This window comes from uncultured Ruminobacter sp. (assembly GCA_902764345.1).
Taxonomy (GTDB): domain Bacteria; phylum Pseudomonadota; class Gammaproteobacteria; order Enterobacterales; family Succinivibrionaceae; genus Ruminobacter.
Genome location: CACWVT010000021.1, coordinates 15,511 through 31,924 on the forward strand (window position 1 = coordinate 15,511; position 16,414 = coordinate 31,924).

13 protein-coding genes are annotated in these 16,414 nt (G+C 45.1%); 10 read left to right on the forward strand and 3 right to left on the reverse strand.

The features are described 5' to 3' along the window. Positions 1-280 precede the first annotated feature (280 nt). The gene (gene mnmD / locus QZU58_RS05300; protein ID WP_294495538.1) at positions 281-1,081 is read left to right on the forward strand and encodes a tRNA (5-methylaminomethyl-2-thiouridine)(34)-methyltransferase MnmD; all 801 of its coding nucleotides are present in this window, start codon (positions 281-283) and stop codon (positions 1,079-1,081) included. A gap of 195 nt (positions 1,082-1,276) precedes the next feature. Here the strand turns inward: mnmD and QZU58_RS05305 are convergent, their stop codons facing one another. Further along, the gene (locus QZU58_RS05305) at positions 1,277-2,101 is read right to left on the reverse strand and encodes a DUF922 domain-containing protein (RefSeq protein WP_294495539.1); all 825 of its coding nucleotides are present in this window, start codon (positions 2,099-2,101) and stop codon (positions 1,277-1,279) included. A 902-nt stretch (positions 2,102-3,003) separates the two neighbouring features. Here QZU58_RS05305 and infA point away from each other — a divergent pair. From infA to ppnN, 8 genes are all read left to right on the forward strand, one after another. Beyond that, a complete protein-coding gene (gene infA, locus QZU58_RS05310) occupies positions 3,004-3,222 on the forward strand; it encodes a translation initiation factor IF-1 (RefSeq protein ID WP_031578628.1) in 219 nt (72 codons plus the stop codon). Positions 3,223-3,243: 21 nt separating this feature from the next. Further along, positions 3,244-4,068, forward strand: coding sequence for an SEL1-like repeat protein (locus QZU58_RS05315; RefSeq protein ID WP_294460524.1), 825 nt, complete (start codon positions 3,244-3,246; stop codon positions 4,066-4,068). A gap of 39 nt (positions 4,069-4,107) precedes the next feature. Continuing rightward, positions 4,108-4,515, forward strand: a complete 408-nt coding sequence (locus QZU58_RS05320; protein ID WP_294460528.1) for a hypothetical protein — start codon at positions 4,108-4,110, stop codon at positions 4,513-4,515. A gap of 542 nt (positions 4,516-5,057) precedes the next feature. Next, positions 5,058-5,327 carry a cold shock domain-containing protein gene (locus tag QZU58_RS05325; RefSeq protein WP_294495542.1) on the forward strand — a complete coding sequence of 90 codons (270 nt, stop codon included), beginning with the start codon at positions 5,058-5,060 and terminating at the stop codon, positions 5,325-5,327. Positions 5,328-5,629: 302 nt separating this feature from the next. Further along, positions 5,630-6,538: a MoxR family ATPase gene (locus QZU58_RS05330; protein WP_294495544.1), complete on the forward strand. Its 909-nt coding sequence runs from the start codon at positions 5,630-5,632 to the stop codon at positions 6,536-6,538. Between the two features lie 20 nt (positions 6,539-6,558). Beyond that, positions 6,559-7,506: a DUF58 domain-containing protein gene (locus QZU58_RS05335; protein ID WP_294495546.1), complete on the forward strand. Its 948-nt coding sequence runs from the start codon at positions 6,559-6,561 to the stop codon at positions 7,504-7,506. A 16-nt stretch (positions 7,507-7,522) separates the two neighbouring features. Continuing rightward, the gene (locus tag QZU58_RS05340) at positions 7,523-9,472 is read left to right on the forward strand and encodes a DUF3488 and transglutaminase-like domain-containing protein (RefSeq protein ID WP_294495548.1); all 1,950 of its coding nucleotides are present in this window, start codon (positions 7,523-7,525) and stop codon (positions 9,470-9,472) included. Between the two features lie 278 nt (positions 9,473-9,750). Next, positions 9,751-11,133, forward strand: a complete 1,383-nt coding sequence (gene ppnN, locus QZU58_RS05345) for a nucleotide 5'-monophosphate nucleosidase PpnN (RefSeq protein WP_294460540.1) — start codon at positions 9,751-9,753, stop codon at positions 11,131-11,133. A 95-nt stretch (positions 11,134-11,228) separates the two neighbouring features. Here the strand turns inward: ppnN and QZU58_RS05350 are convergent, their stop codons facing one another. Continuing rightward, on the reverse strand, positions 11,229-13,610 hold the full coding sequence (locus tag QZU58_RS05350; protein ID WP_294495557.1) for a heavy metal translocating P-type ATPase: 2,382 nt from the start codon (positions 13,608-13,610) through the stop codon (positions 11,229-11,231). Positions 13,611-13,892: 282 nt separating this feature from the next. After that, positions 13,893-15,095: a tyrosine--tRNA ligase gene (gene tyrS / locus QZU58_RS05355; protein WP_294495559.1), complete on the reverse strand. Its 1,203-nt coding sequence runs from the start codon at positions 15,093-15,095 to the stop codon at positions 13,893-13,895. A 229-nt stretch (positions 15,096-15,324) separates the two neighbouring features. Here tyrS and QZU58_RS05360 point away from each other — a divergent pair, with 229 nt between their 5' ends. Further along, positions 15,325-16,368 (forward strand): anhydro-N-acetylmuramic acid kinase, encoded by a 1,044-nt coding sequence (locus QZU58_RS05360; protein ID WP_294495562.1) that lies wholly within the window; start codon positions 15,325-15,327, stop codon positions 16,366-16,368. The last annotated feature ends 46 nt before the right edge of the window (positions 16,369-16,414 follow it).

The following is a 16,414-nucleotide window of genomic DNA, read 5'->3' on the forward strand; positions in this document are numbered from 1 at the left end:
AACAAACTAAAGAACATCTGACGACATTCAACATTCGGAAACATTATAGTATATTTTTGCCGGTTATGGGAAAATTCAGTTAAGGCAATGTCACATATCTAAAACCGCCTCCTGCCCATAAACATCAGGCAGCAGTCATTTTCCAAAAATGTTACATACGCATCCGTATGCATACTGTTCATACACCATGTACCAAAAATGGCAATTACGTTCACGACATCTTTTTCATTTTCGCAAAATGATCAATAATCACGCATATTCTTTTAAAGGAGCAGACAGAATGATAAACATAAACTCTCCCCTGCCTCATGAAGTTGTGAAATTCACGGAGATAGAATTCACCGAAAACGGTGAACCGAGAAGTACGAAATTCGACGACGTCTACTTTTCCGACTGCGGAGGCATGGAGGAATCAGAGCATGTGTTCATAGACGGATGTGACTTAAGAGAACGTCTCAGAAACAGGGCGCAGTCCGGGGAGTCATCCCCCGGCTCAGATTACCTTGTGGGAGAGACCGGCTTCGGCACCGGACTGAACCTGCTCACACTGATGAATTTCCACAAAAGACTTCAGGAAGAAGAAAAACATTCAGGAAGCAGAATCATCCTGCCCCACGTGACTTTTCTCTCTGTGGAAAAATATCCGCTGAGCCCGGAAGTAATGAAAAGAGCTCACTCCCGTTTTCCTAACATCGGAAAGGAAAGCATGGAACTTGTTGAGGCTCTTTCATCAAAAGAACTGTTCACAGGACTCAATACGTATGAGATCAATCCGGAATTCACCCTGCAGCTTATGATTGGAGACATTACTGACTGCTACTCTTCCGTATGTACGGATTGTCCCGTAGATTCATGGTTTCTTGACGGATTCAACCCGAAAAGCAACTGTGACATGTGGTCGGTTCAAAGCATGAAGATTCTTGCAGAGCTCAGTTCCAAAGGAACAAACATTGCGACATTCACGGTATGCCGTGAGGTAAGAGATAATTTAAGGGAAGCCGGCTTTACCCTTGTGAAACGCAAAGGTTTCGGCAGAAAAAGGGAAATGCTCTCAGGTTTCATCGACAGTCCTCTGAATTAGTCGCAAAAGCATGATTTTCGTTTCCGACAGAAAATTTTTACAGAATCCGAACGTACGTATTACAAAACACAGAGGTCTGACCGGACTCACCGGTCAGACCTCTGTAATTTTATGCTGTCTTTTTATTATTACTGCGTTCCGTGTTTTCAGTTAACGTTCCGGTCAGTAGAAACCATCCGGAAGCCCCAAGCATTATTACTCGGTTTCTACCGATTCCACATAATCCCTGCGGGCAAAAGCCGGCATCTTAACTCCAAAATATCTGCCGCCGGCCGTTTCGTAACGGTATCTCTTCATCTTTTCCTTCGCCAGGTCCAGACCATGATTACCGATTACGTTAACCTTTTCAATGAGATCTGAACACAGAGACTGTTTCGGAATGAAACGAATTCTGTTGGCGATGTCTCTGCTGACGTCAATCATAATCTGATTATGAGTGGCTTCATATTTGGAAACGCTTGTGAGGAACGAGCTCCACTGTTCCTTGACGTCATCAGACTGTCCTTCGATACCAACCCACTTTGGAACCATCATGGTCACGCTGGTTACGATATTGGCACCATAGAATTTGCATTCACCTTCTTCCTGACGTGTCTCAAGACTCCAATCCACACCATAGGTTACCTTAGTCACGCTCTTCTTACCGGTTGAAGCGTTTTCCGGCGCAAACATCACAATCTTCTCACGGAGTTCATCAGGATCAGAAGCCTCAATCGGATAGAATTCGGTATTCTTGTTGATTCTTTCCCTGATGTCGAGATCATGATAATAAACGTCATTTCTGGCGATTTTCTGCTGAAAGGCAATCTGATTACGAGCGGCATCATTCAGATAGGCCTCATCGATGTAAGGCTTTTCCCTGACATTATTGTCCGCATCGACGGTGGTAAACTTACGATCCAGAACCGAATCAGTCCCCCTCATAACGGAAAGCCCCGGTAAAACAAATAGAAAAACATACAGTATTACAAGCGGAACCGCAATAATACCTAACGCCGTTACTATTTTTGGTTTTGGCATTTCAAACACCCTTAAAATCCTGCACCTGCAGTCCTGACGAAAGATTCCGTTCTTCCGTTAATTAACAGCCTTCCCAGTAATCCCAATCAGAGATTCTCAGAAAAACCGGTAATTCTCTTTTTAAAGTTCGATCCAGCGCAGCAATTCCAAACTCTCAATATGGCTCTGAACTGATACCGACATGCAAGGCACTGCTTCATCCCAGTTATTATTTATATTTATAATCGGAAACCTTTATCAGGTCGTTCCGTTTTTTGTCCTTTTTTCAGCCTGTCTGCTCTGCAGCGGTCCGGCTTAGGGAATCATCGGAAAATCCGAATATTATCCCTTTATCCATGCAAGTTTACTTTATTCCGCACGGTTTACTCTAACACTTTGTGTCACCCGGTGAATGTTACTAGAGATTAATCACATAAGATAATAATAATAAGTTATTCGAAAGTTATTTAAAAGTTATGTAGTTGTGTCTTATGATGCAGTTCAAAAAATATACAACCACAAGGTGCATAAAACCGGAAAAATACCGGTTGTGACAGTTACCGGATTTGAAAAACAACAGAAAACAGATGCGAACCGCATCACTGCGTCACAACATTGATTTTACAGTGATTATCAGTACCTTACCGGGCGGAATCCGATCGATTAAAGCTTAAAATACGGCTCTTTATTGATTAAAATATAACCAAATAATAAAAAACAGCGGAAATTTTTTCTGAAAAACATTATCATTTTTTTATATTTAAACTGATTTTAGTGAGAGATACTTCTCTTTTTTCTTTGCAAATTTATAAAAAAGATTGTACAATTCAGCTCAATTTTTGATTAGGAAAAACATCCTGATCTGAAAAATACCACCACATATAATTTATTTAATATTAAAAAATAATAAGAGTTTAATAAGCATGTCCAAAGAAGACAATATTGAAATGCAGGGGGTTGTGCTTGAAACCCTCCCAAACACCACTTTCAGAGTACAGCTTGAGAATGGCCACGTTGTAATGGCATACATCTCAGGAAAAATGCGTAAAAACTACATTCGCATTCTGACCGGCGACAAAGTTACAGTACAGATGACCCCTTACGATTTAACCAAGGGTCGTATTGTTTTCCGCAGTCGCTAATAAAACGCTCCGGGGGAAATTATGTTCTTATTTATTATAAAAACCTTAACGTCCTTCGGATTGATTTATGCAATTTTCGGCTTTTACGGGAACGTAAGCGACAACCTGTTTGTCAAGAGTCTGCTGTGCGTCTGCATTCTGCTCGCCACCTACTGGGTTGATCTCTTCCGTTTTTCCAGAATTTTTCTGAATTATTTCAGAGCCGTAAGATGTCTGAAAAAAGGCAGATATTACAAGGCTTTTTCCCTTTTTGAAAGGCTGCTCAGCGCCGAGTTTGCGCCGTCACTGCCTCATCTCGCAAGAATGAGGTTTATAGGACTGGGGACAAACATCAACGTAAATGCGGCCAAGTACTTCAGTGAAAGAGCCATACGCAACGATTATCAGGAGTGCATTTACCTCCTTGCCGTAATTAATTTTTTCGGTGATTCACTCAGTGAATACTTCACGAGAACTTACGGAAGAATGAATGCGGATGATGTCAGTGCGAAGAAAAACATAATAAAAAAAGGAGCCGGAAGGACCGGTAACGTTGCGGACACTGAAAAGACGCCCGCCACTAAAAAGAGAAGAACATCAGTTCATAATTCCCCTATTACACCGGATTACAATGAATGCGTGTTTCACCTCCAGTCCTACCTTGAGAAAGCTTCTGAGACGGACAGAGACTACGGAGATGCCTGTGCATTGATGGCCTACTGTCTGTATACGGGAAAAGGTGTTCCTAAAAACATAGAAAAAAGTAACGACCTTTTCAGACACGCGGCCATGCTGCGGGCTAAAAATGTTGATTACTTAAAGAATTGTGCACTTAATAATACCGAAGTGTCTAACTATTCTATCTAGTCTGATTGCTAATAAAGAATACACATCAAAGGAAATATTATGAGTCCGGAATTATACAAAAGATGGAGACTTGGCTTAGGTTTTGTGACCGCCAAAAATTTAGCAGAACATCTGGATATGGCTGCAATTTCAATCAGCACCTATGAATCAAGAGGAAGTGGTTCGAGTGCAGACGACAAACTTTTAAGAATTCTTGAAAAGAAAATCATAGAAAGAAGTGATGATTTCATTAATGCTGTAGTTGAAACCGCCGCCAAGTTCGGCATGTTATCAGGCTCCTATACCGGCACTCAGGTACCGGGCGAACAGACCGGCAATGAAGAAAAGGTTCTCGAACAGGCCGCAAACACCAGAACCATGCTTGCAGACAAGGCTCTGGAATTAAAGGTCTACGATCTTGAAGAACGTGTTAAGACTTTGGAAAGAATCATCGCCAAAAATACTTAATACGTGACTCATTGATTTTCAGAGGCCGCACCGTTTAACAACGGTGCGGTTCTTTTTTTTATTATATCTGTAACCAATCACACCTTCGCTCTCCCATTTCAGGCACGCCCCAAAAGAATGCAGATAAAGGTTCCGATGAAACACATGTTCTCTTCTGTTTTTTTACGTTAAAACAGATTTTTTGCACTATTTTAGTGAGCATCGCTCCATAAACAGACATATATTCTGAATTTTCATGAATATTAAATTATCCCGTAGTCCTGAAAACATATAACCAATGCTGTTAGACGCTCATTAATACATCTATCAATTCCCAATACTCAACACCAATCAGGCCCTTTCTGATATACACACGTGTCGAACTTCAAATTTTTTATTTTCCGATAAATTTTTACGAAACAAATTTAGCCTAAACAATTATAAGTGGCACATTACTTGCTTTGTTATATTATCAGTCGTGTTAATAATTCGACCTTTTATTCTGAATTTTGACTTTCCAATTTTGTATTTTTTATTTATTACACTAAATGGAGGCATTCTGTATGCTAAAAGGTACCGTAAAATGGTTTAATAATGCCAAAGGGTTTGGCTTTGTCGTACCGGCCGAAGGCAACGGAGACGTTTTTGTACACTACACCGCCATTGAAATGAGTGGCTACAGAACGCTCAAACCGGGTCAGCCTGTTCTATATACAGCTCAGATGACCGATAACGGTCTGCATGCCGTTACCCTGACGATTGTAGAAGATAATGAAGAGGAAAAAACGGAAGACTCTGCTTACGCCTCTGATAATCTTTCAATTGCCGCATAACCATATTCACAGGACTTTATCATAAGTCCGTGAATACACTTAATCATGCGTACTCTTAGACATCCTTTTTATTTTTCTCCCGCTCAGGGAGAAAATTTTTTCTGTCATCACTATTTAATCAAGAGCATTTGACACTTTTACCGACAAAGACTATTTTCATGTAGCAAAATCAGCATCAATTCATTCCTCCATGCCCGTATAACCACTATAATAAAACCAGTGAGCATTCTAATCACAGAACAATTATGCAGCCGCCTCACCTAAGACAAGCGTCTGCCCATCAATACAGCAGGAGATTCCGAATGGCAAACAACTGTCAAGAAATCATTAAAAGCGTATCCACGGTCATTCTGGATAAGGAAAAACAGATAACACTGGCATTAAGCTGTATCCTGGCCAAAGGTCATCTGCTAATTGAAGATCTTCCGGGCATGGGCAAAACCACACTTGCAAGAGCCCTGTCTCAGGTTCTTGGACTTGAGTGTCAGCGGGTACAGTTCACCGCCGACATGCTGCCGGGAGACCTGCTCGGAGCCAACATTTACAATGAAATAAATCATGTCTTTGAATTTCACAAGGGGCCGGTATTTACCAACATGCTGCTGGCAGACGAAATCAACCGAGGCTCACCGCGTACCCAGAGCGCGCTTCTCGAAGTCATGGCCGAACATCAGGTATCTTTTGACAGAGAAACCCACAAAATTAACGAGCCGTTTTTCGTAATAGCCACTCAGAACCCGCTGGATCAGGCCGGAACATTCCCGCTCCCTGAATCACAGCTTGACAGATTCACCCTGCGTATCGAATTGGGATTCCCCGCAAGAGAACAGGAAATCAGAATCCTAAAACGGGAAAGCAAACCTATTGATCTGGCGCCGCTGGTAGATGGAACAAGACTCATACAAATGCAGGAAGAAGCTGAAAACGTCTATGCTTCCGATGCCATAATAAACTACATCATGGATCTGTGCGAAGCCACCAGAAGGGATCCGGACATTCCTAATCCGCTTTCTCCCCGCGCCGCACTGGCTCTCCTTGCAGTGAGCAAGGCTTATGCCTATGCCCGCGGACGTGACTATGTTGCCCCAGATGACGTTCAGACAGTATTCCCGCACGTAGCCGAGCACAGACTGAGAAAAGGTAATCTTGCCACCCTGAGTTCCAACACCTTCAGCAGCAAGATACTGCATAAGATTAATCCTAACGTTTAGCTGAGGAAACTTTCGGAACCATGTCTTACGCAAGCAAAAAACGTTGGGCCGTAAGAAGCGGAGACGCACTTACCAGAAGACGCATTTATCTTCTGCCTAATAAGAGCGGAATAATATTTATCGTCACGTGCGTGGTGATGATCGGCTTCGGTCTGAACTATGAAAACAACCTGGTGCTGTTCGTGGCGTTGTTTGCGCTCTCGGTTCTGATAACCAGCGTATATTACAGCTATGAGAACATGAAAGGGCTCAGCATATCCTACATGGATCCGCCAAACAACATCCACGTAGGGGATTCCATATATATTCCCCTCTACATGAAAAATGAGAAGCATGATCACGTCACCAGGGAAATGCATGTAATGACCGGACTCGGCCCGGATATTTTTATTGAAGACGTTAAGTCCGGGCACCATACTCAGCTCACATGCCCGTGTCCGTGGCGCGGTTATTTCGAAATTCCCGTGATTAGAATGGAATCTACCTATCCGCTTGGACTTATCCGTGGTTTTTCCTACTGTTTCTTTGAGGAAATGATTCTTGTCTACCCTAAGATAATCAGCTGTGAATACATGCTCCAGAAAGAGACGGGCATAAATTCTGCCTCAAGAAGCGAACACAGGTCATCCAACAGCCGGGGACGAGACGAGATCTCCGGTCTTAAAAAGTACACACCGGGGGACCCCATCAATCTTATCGACTGGAAACAGCTTGCCCTTGGACGCGGACTCATGGTCAAAGACTTTTCTGCAGATGATGCCATGGACATGTATCTCACGGAAGCCAGCATTAAAAGCAGGGAGCTTGAGGAACAGATCAGTATGCTTACCTATGCGGTAATAGATCTGTCTCAGAGAAATATTCAGTTCGGCTTCAGATTCAGGGAGATTTTCATTACTCCTGATTCAGGTCCCGAGCACCGGCAGAGAATTCTGAGAGAGTTGGCACTGTACCAGCCGACCTCATAAAACTCAGAGGTAATTTATGCTTGTTACTGACAATAAATCATTAATAATAATGGGCAGCATCTTCGTCACCTGCTCCCTCATGAGTATATTTCACATATATATCGGTGTCGTTGTAATCTGCATTGCCGCAATTGCACTCAGAATCATGAGTGCCACGCACGTAATTAAGCCGCTGAACAGATTTTACATCAGGGTTATTTCATTTATCGGTATACTTGTCCTGACGGTAAGCGCCGCAGTTACCCCGAATCTTGCCGACAGCTTCATCAGTCTTCTGATGATGGGATGTTCTCTTAAATTTCTGGAATATGCAAACAAGCGTGATCTTTATGTTCAGTGCTGCGCATTGCTGTTCCTCACCATAATTCCGCTCATATTCCACTATCAGTTCTATATAATGATCTACATTATCGTGATGTGCATAATGATAATCTGGGCATTTGTCTCAATTACCCACGTGCAGTCCGTAAAAGAAGATCTCAGGCTTCTGCTGAAAATTATATTTCCTGCCGTTCCCGTCGCGATTGTCATGTTCCTGGTTCTTCCTAGAACCGGAGCTTTCTGGGTCATTCCCAACATGGATAAAACCCAGACCGGCATAAGCTCATCCCTGAACATCGACGGACTTGGAGACATGTCCAAATCAGATAAACTGGTTGCCCGCATCGTGTTCCACGGCAACATTCCAAACTCCAGATACTTCAGAGCACTTGTTTACGAAAAATACAGTGCCGAAGGGTGGACTGAAGGAGACGACGACAGAAAGAAACGCCAGACACTCGATTTATATAAATATCTGCCGACGAGCAAAGCCCAGCCGCAGCCGGTTGCCGCAACAACAGACTACGACATCATTCTTGAGAATACAGGAACCCCGTACATTCCAACTCTGAGATATTCATACACAAACATGAAAAGGGTATTCTACCTGTCAACGGACGTATACACGACAAGCAGCAGCAGTTCAGGCAGACAGTACTATCATTTCACCTACCTGCCCGACAAATCTCCACAGACTGAAAGAATCGGCACCAGACAGGCAGACAATACTCTTTACTACAGTGAATATAACAATGAATCAACACAGGCCTTTGTAAAACAGATTACCGCCGATGCAGAAAACGACCAGCAGAAGGTTCAGGCAATTCTTACTTTCTTTTCTTCCGGAAACTTCAGATACACACTGACCCCCGGCAGATACGGCAGGGCAAACTTTCTTGACGATTTTCTCTTTAATCGCAAACAGGGATACTGCGTTCACTATGCCACCGCCATGGCACTCATGCTGAGGATGGCCGGAATCCCGTCACGCGTGGTCGGAGGTTACATGGGGGGCGAAGTAAACGCTGACGAAAACTATGTGACACTCAGGGAATATGATGCCCACACCTGGGTTGAGGCCTATGTGAACCACAAATGGATTGAATTTGATCCGACCGCACTCATCGCCAACTGGAATTACACAAGCGAGGGAGAATCCGTCATCGGAGCAAGCAACGGCATAAGAGCAGAAGGCGGTCTGTTAAACTCTCTGGGCAGAATAAGAGAATTCGTGGACATGCAATGGACCATGTTCATTCTTAACTTCGACTCCGAAAGACAGCAGAGCCTGTTCAAAGGAAGCATCGCCGCAGTTCTCGGACTGGTTCTTTTTGCCTTTGCCGCATATGTCGCAATCATCATGCTTACGTCAGGAGATAAAAAGCGCATCAGAATGGCTCCTGAACTCATTATCATGAGAAAAGCCGTAAAGGCAATTCTGAAGAATGAGCCTCAGGCCGTGGAAATCTGGCATACGTACGGACATCTGAGCAGTATTCTTACGGAAAAAAACAGTCCGTATGCTGCCGTATTCACCGACATGTACGCACTTTATCTCAACATTCACTACAAACCGGCCGACAGGGAAACGGCAGTCATGATGTCTGAACTGAAAAGAAAATTCAGCATTCTGAAAAAAATCTGACGTTTCTGCAGGCCGCCTCTGCCGATACTGATTTTTCTGTATCGGCAACAAGTTCCCGACTGACGGCATATTTATCAGAACCGGTTATCATATCCGGATAAATACGCCGTCAGTCAAAATTCAGCCATAAAATTCTCAATTCACCCGTGAAATCCAATAGAATTATAAATATATCTCCATGTTTACCGATCTCTTGCCGGCATTTTTCGTCATGTTCGTACGGAATGCCCCCGGTAAAACGACTCACAAGAATAATAAACAGAAAAGGCAGGTAAAACATGATTTCCGTTATTCAGCCACCTGACGCGATGGCTTTACTTTCTCAGCTTGAAGCTGAAAGCTTGTCCAATAACGCCTACGGCGAACTGTATGATCTTTACAGGAACTGCTCACTCGCCGTTCTTAACAGCGGTGTTCAGACAGATAATGCCAAGGAACTTCTGGAGAAGTTCGCCGATTTTGACATTAACGTGATACGTAACGAACGCGGTGTTAAGCTTGAACTTATAAATCCGCCCAAATCCGCATTCGTGGACGGAGAGATAATCACCTCCATTCAGACCAATCTCTACGCAGTGCTCAGGGACATAATAAAAATAAGCACGGTGTCACCAAGGCATATTCTGCCTACCGGAATGGATGAATCTTCCCTGTCCCACGGCAAGCTTATAACCAACATAATTTTCAACATTCTGCGTTCAGCAAACATTCTTCACGCCGGAAGGAATCCTAACACCGTTGTCTGCTGGGGCGGACATTCCATTACCGATCAGGAGTATGACTATGCCTACAACGTAGGCATTCAGCTTGGTCTGCGCAAATTGGATATATGTACGGGATGCGGTCCGGGAATAATGGAAGCTCCGATGGTCGGGGCCAATTTCGGGCAGACCAAGCAGAATTCCAGCACCTGCAGCTTTGTGGGACTGACCGAACCGTCAATAATTGCGGCTGAACCGCCTAATGCCATGGTTAGCGATCTCGTCATTCTGCCTGACATTGAAAAACGACTCGAAGCCTTTGTACGCTTCGGTAATGCCATCATTGTATTTCCGGGAGGTCCGGGGACAGTGGAAGAGCTTCTGTACGTTCTCTCTATCAAGATGCTGCCTGAAAACAGGCACGAGCAGGTACCTGTGGTTCTCACCGGATCCGAGGAAAGCAGGGAATACTTCAATACCATAAACACCTTCATAAAGAGCACTCTCGGTGAAAAGGCAACAAGAAGCTACAGGATCATAATCAATGATCCGGAAGAAGTGGCAATTCACGTGAAAAACTGTCTGGAAATGGTAAAGGAGCACCGTACCCTCAGAGGTGATTCCTACTGCTTCAACTGGTCGCTGAACATACCTGAAATACTTCAGACTCCGTTTATTCCGACCCATGAGAACATGCACAATCTCAACATATCCAGGGATCTGGAACCTTACCAGCTGGCGGCCGTCATGAGACAGGCCTTCTCAGGTATTGTTTCCGGAAACGTAAAGGAATTCGGTATCAGACAGATAGAAGAACACGGCCCGTACATCATCAGGGGCGATACCGGCATCATGAAGTCCATGGACCGACTGCTGGCAGACTTTGTTAATCAGGGGCGCTTCAAGCTGCAGTCCCACGAATACAAGCCCTGCTATAAAATTGAAATCGGCGAGGAATAGGACTGAGCCACGGACTACACCGATTGCATTCATTCAACAATATGCGGCAAAACAGCCGTTCTTAAAAAAGCCCCCGACATTCGGGGGCTTAGTCATCATTTATGCGGGATGTTTACGCTTTGGGATGATCTCCTGAAAATCATACGCATGGAATTAAGAACGGCAAGGATCATAACCCCCACATCACCAAAGACCGCAAACCACATGCCTATTACTCCCATTGCTCCCAGAATCATCAGCAGGAACTTCACTGTCAGAGCAAGAACAATGTTCTGCTTGACGATTGTCCGTGTTTTTCTGGCAATTCTGATCCCGGTAACCAGCTTTGACGGCTCATCACTCATAATCACCGCATCTGCGGCCTCTATGGCGGCATCGGATCCCATGGCCCCCATTGCTATGCCGACATCTGCAAGAGCCAGCGCCGGCGCATCATTTATACCGTCTCCGACAAATGCCACGGCATGTCCCTTAGAATGACTCTGCTTAAGTCTTTCCTCAACGAGTGACACCTTGTCATCAGGAAACAGCGATGAATGATACTCAGCAATTTCCAGTTCAGAGGCCACTGAAGCCACAATATTCTCATTATCTCCGCTCAGCATTACGCTCTCAATGCCGAGACTCTTCAGATTTCTGACGGTCTCAACGCTGTCACTCTTTACCGTATCGGCAATTATCAGCGTTCCAAGATAAACACCGTCACAAGCTACATGAATGACGGTTCCTGAACCGGAAGGAACAGGAACGCTGATGTTCTCAGAACACAGCAGACCGTCATTTCCGACCAGCACCTCACAGCCGTCAATTACGGCCTTTATGCCTTTTCCAGGAATTTCGGTAAAATCAGTGACCTTAAGCGGTGCTATTCCCCTTCTCTCTGCTTCCTCAGTTACGGAACGGGCAATCGGATGAACCGAACCGTGCTCGGCCGAAGATGCAAGCTGCAGAATTCTTTCATCGGAAACGGTGCCGTTTGAGGATACCCCCGCAAAGCTGAAAGTACCTCTGGTAAGAGTTCCGGTTTTATCAAAAAACACCGTTCCGGTCCTGCCGAGAGCATCGAGATAGTTACTGCCCTTAACCATGATACCGTAACGTGAAGCCGCTCCGATACCGCTGAAATACGTAAGAGGTATTGAAATGACAAGAGCACACGGACATGAAACAACCAGGAATATCAGTGATCTTTCAATCCAAACGGACCACATGCCGCCAAACAGAAGCGGCGGTACCAGGGCTGTTATCAATGCCAGAGCCACCACGGCCGGAGTATAGTATCTTGCAAAAACCGAGATGAAATTCTCCGTTGCGGACTTTCTTTCAGCGGCCTTCTCCACAAGTCTGATAACCTCCGATGCTGCTGAATCGGAAGCCTTTTTCCGGGCCTCTACGGTTATTACGCCGTCCTTGGAAATAAATCCGGAATATACGTCATCGCCTGAGGAAACATATCTCGGCACGGATTCTCCCGTAAGATTCGAGGTGTCCACACCTGCATGACCGCTAACGACAGTACCGTCACACGGCACCTTCTCGCCGGGTCTCACAACCACCATGTCTCCTATACGGATATCAGCAGCTCTGATTTCCCTTATTCCGTCAGGAGTTTCAAGATTCGCCCTGTCAGGACAGATATCCAACAGAGCTTTAATGGAGGCACGTGAACGGTTAACAGCCCTTTCCTGAAAATATTCGCCTATCTGATAAAAAAGCATAACGGCCACGGCCTCAGGATATTCCCCGATGGCCACGGCTCCGAGTGAAGCGATTGTCATCAGCATCTGTTCACTGAAGAAACTTCCCCGGATTTTTCTGAAAGCATCTGTGAGTACTTCAAGACCTGAAAGAAGATATGCGGAAAGAAAACAGATACAGGACACCACCCTGACGGCCATACTGTCCTGAACGGCATAAAATAACGGCAGGGCTGCAACAAAAATTACAAATCCAGCAATCAGCCTGTTTCTTAAATCCAGTCCGAACAGTCTCCTGCCTTCACCTTCATCAGTGGTTATGGACTCGTCACTGTCTTCAAGCCGCTCAACCGTAACGTCAGGTTCGTAGCCGTTAACTGTTTTTCTCACTGTATCAGTGATATCGTCGGGAACGGAACAGCCTTCCTTAGGTATGAGAACCAAGGTTCGCGTAAGAAGATTGTATGAGACATCATCAATGTACGGAAGATTCTTTAAATCTGAAACAATAAGTGCCGAGCAGTGCGGACAGTCAAGCTCTCTGGCGTAAAACAGAAGCGCATCCTTCCCGGGTAAAACGTCCGATACGGAGTGCTCTGCCGACTGTTTGCCCGAAGATGATAACCCACCGCCGTGAGAAACTTCTGATGATTCACCCCTGCCGACGGCGGATATGCAGTTCACTGCCTCAGGCTCCACCCTTCCCACTATTTTTACCAGTTTCAAATCCGCACCTGAATTTAAGCCGGAATTCTGACTTCTGCAGCCGTTTTCTGACATGTTTTCTCCGTAATAATAAAAAACTCTCTTCGGATATCACTATTATGCCTACCTAATGACTATGATTTCAAATTTATAAATGGGAATAAAAATCACAAAAGGCAGCAATGTCATCATAATTAAATTATACAGTACTGCACCGATGCATTAAGGCAAAAAAAACAGACACGCAATCAGTTTGTATCACGTGTCTGCTTATTTTTACTCTGACATTATGTTTTCCGGGGCCGGGAGGCTATGCCTGATTCAAATCCTCAGTCCCGAAAACAATCAGGCTCAGAATTAGGCAAGGGTAATTCTTGCGAATTTTCTCTTACCTACCTGCCATACGGCCTCACCTGCACTGACGGCAAGCTTTGTATCAGCCACGGCTTCGCCGTCGCGCCTTACGGCGCCCTGCTTGATCATACGCATTGCATCTGAGGTTGAGTTCACAAGACCTGCTTCCTTCAGAAGGTTGGCAACAGGTAAGGTTGCGTTACCGTTGAGGGAAACAGTTACTTCAGGGATGTCCTCAGGAATGGCATTCTTTGAAAATCTGGTTACGAAGTCATTATGGGCATTTTCAGCGGCTTCAGCACCGTGGTAGCGGGTAATGATTTCCTTGGCAAGGGTAATCTTCACGTCTCTAGGATTTACGGTACCTGCGGCAATACCTGACTTGAACTCTTCAATTTCCTTAAGTGAACGTTCACTTAAGAGTTCATAGTAATTCCACATGAGGTCATCACTGATACTCATAATCTTACCGAACATGTCGTTTGGAGCATCGTGAACACCGATATAGTTGCCGGCACTCTTACTCATCTTCTTAACGCCGTCAAGACCGACAAGAAGCGGCATCATGATGGCAACCTGCTGGCTAAGACCTTCTTCCTTCTGCAGTTCGCGACCCATTAAGAGGTTGAATCTCTGATCGGTACCGCCGAGCTCCACGTCTGCCTTGAGGTGAACAGAGTCATAGGCCTGAAGCAGAGGATATATAAATTCATGAATTGCAATTGACTGACCTGCAGCATATCTCTTCTTGAAATCGTCACGTTCAAGCATTCTGGCAACGGTCTGACGGGAAGCCAGCTTGATCATGCCGGAAGCACCGAGCTTCTCAAGCCATTCAGAGTTATATACGATTCTGGTCTTGCTTTCATCAAGGATCTTGAATGCCTGTTCCGCATAGGTCTTGGCATTTTCAAGAATCTTTTCTCTTGAAAGAGGAGGTCTTGTTGCATTCTTACCGGTAGGGTCACCCACTGCTGCGGTAAAGTCACCGATAATCAGAATGATTTCATGACCAAGCTTCTGGAAAACCCTGAGCTTGTTTAAAATTACGGTGTGACCTAAATGAATGTCCGGAGCGGTCGGGTCCATGCCGAGCTTGATTCTTAATGGTCTGCCCTCTTCAAGCTTTGCCTTCAAACCTTCAACGGAAATAACGGAATCGGCACCTCGAACTATTTCTGACAACGCCTCATCAACTGAAATCATCACCTGTACTCCATATAAAAAGACAGACTGAAACGTCTGTTTCATCAAATAATAAAATTACAAAATAAATCCCGTCCCGCATTATAAAAGGAAAACTGAAAATTTACCACAGACTATGGATAAATAAAGGTATAAAATTATCCGGAGCGGATACGACGGCATGTACCCGCAGACCTTAAGGAATCATTTTCCGGAACAAAGAACGGATACACACAAAGGCGGATTTACAATGGCGTTATACATAGGACTAATGTCCGGAACCAGTGCGGATGCAATAGACGTGGCACTTGCCGACTTCAGCAGGGAACACGGCATAAGACAGGTAGCATCACTGGAAAAAAAATGGACCGAAGAAGACAGAAAAGTCATAAATTCACTCTGTGTTTCCGGAAACGATGAAATTCACAGAGCCGGACTTTTCGGGTGCAGATACGCCAGAATGGCAGCCGAGGGCATAGAGGAACTGCTCCGCCGCAACCACCTGTCTCCTAAAGACATCAGAGCCATAGCATCACACGGACAGACCGTAAGACATGAACCGCAGAATGCGTTCTCCGTTCAGTTGGGCAATCACGCACTTCTGGCCGCCCTTACGGGAATTGACGTAACCTGTGATTTCAGAGCCATGGATCTGGCCCTGAACGGTCAGGGAGCCCCCCTTGTTCCCGCCTTTCACAGAGAAGTCTGCGCCAGTCCGGATGTTCCCCGCTACATAGTAAACATCGGCGGCATCTCAAATGTCTCCGTACTTATTCCCGGACACCCGGTGGTAGGATTTGACACGGGTCCGGGCAATACGATGATTGATCTGATGGCACGCACTTATCTTAATGCCTCAAGTGACTTTGACGGAGCCTGTGCTGCTGCCGGAAACGTTGACTTAGGAATACTGGAGGAGCTTCTCAACGAACCTTACTTTGAAAAGGAACCGCCAAAATCCACCGGGAGGGAACTCTTTAACGCGGATTATCTGAAACGTAGTCCGAAACTTGCGGATCTTTCCCTGAATGACCGGTTCGCCACGGTAACTGAACTTACCGCAGTAACGGTAATCAACGGCATAAACCGTTTCGGCGAAAAAGGTGAAATATACGTTTGCGGCGGAGGATGCCACAACGGTCATCTGATGAGGAGACTGGCCTCTCATGCCACGGAAAGCGGACACCTGAAGCTTGCGTGCACCTCGGAAATAGGCGTTGATCCGGACTATCTCGGAATTACGGGAGCATCACGCGCATGCATCATGGGCGCTCTGTATCCTGCTCCGAAATGACGTTACTTACATAAATCATAACCAACGTACGTCTGCTTATCATGAT

Coding starts and splice junctions, on each gene's coding strand:
- mnmD (WP_294495538.1), top strand. CDS start 281: ATGATAAACATAAACTCTCCCCTGCCTCATGAAGTTGTGAAATTCACG.
- QZU58_RS05305 (WP_294495539.1), bottom strand. CDS start 2,101: ATGCCAAAACCAAAAATAGTAACGGCGTTAGGTATTATTGCGGTTCCG.
- infA (WP_031578628.1), top strand. CDS start 3,004: ATGTCCAAAGAAGACAATATTGAAATGCAGGGGGTTGTGCTTGAAACC.
- QZU58_RS05315 (WP_294460524.1), top strand. CDS start 3,244: ATGTTCTTATTTATTATAAAAACCTTAACGTCCTTCGGATTGATTTAT.
- QZU58_RS05320 (WP_294460528.1), top strand. CDS start 4,108: ATGAGTCCGGAATTATACAAAAGATGGAGACTTGGCTTAGGTTTTGTG.
- QZU58_RS05325 (WP_294495542.1), top strand. CDS start 5,058: ATGCTAAAAGGTACCGTAAAATGGTTTAATAATGCCAAAGGGTTTGGC.
- QZU58_RS05330 (WP_294495544.1), top strand. CDS start 5,630: ATGGCAAACAACTGTCAAGAAATCATTAAAAGCGTATCCACGGTCATT.
- QZU58_RS05335 (WP_294495546.1), top strand. CDS start 6,559: ATGTCTTACGCAAGCAAAAAACGTTGGGCCGTAAGAAGCGGAGACGCA.
- QZU58_RS05340 (WP_294495548.1), top strand. CDS start 7,523: ATGCTTGTTACTGACAATAAATCATTAATAATAATGGGCAGCATCTTC.
- ppnN (WP_294460540.1), top strand. CDS start 9,751: ATGATTTCCGTTATTCAGCCACCTGACGCGATGGCTTTACTTTCTCAG.
- QZU58_RS05350 (WP_294495557.1), bottom strand. CDS start 13,610: ATGTCAGAAAACGGCTGCAGAAGTCAGAATTCCGGCTTAAATTCAGGT.
- tyrS (WP_294495559.1), bottom strand. CDS start 15,095: ATGATTTCAGTTGATGAGGCGTTGTCAGAAATAGTTCGAGGTGCCGAT.
- QZU58_RS05360 (WP_294495562.1), top strand. CDS start 15,325: ATGGCGTTATACATAGGACTAATGTCCGGAACCAGTGCGGATGCAATA.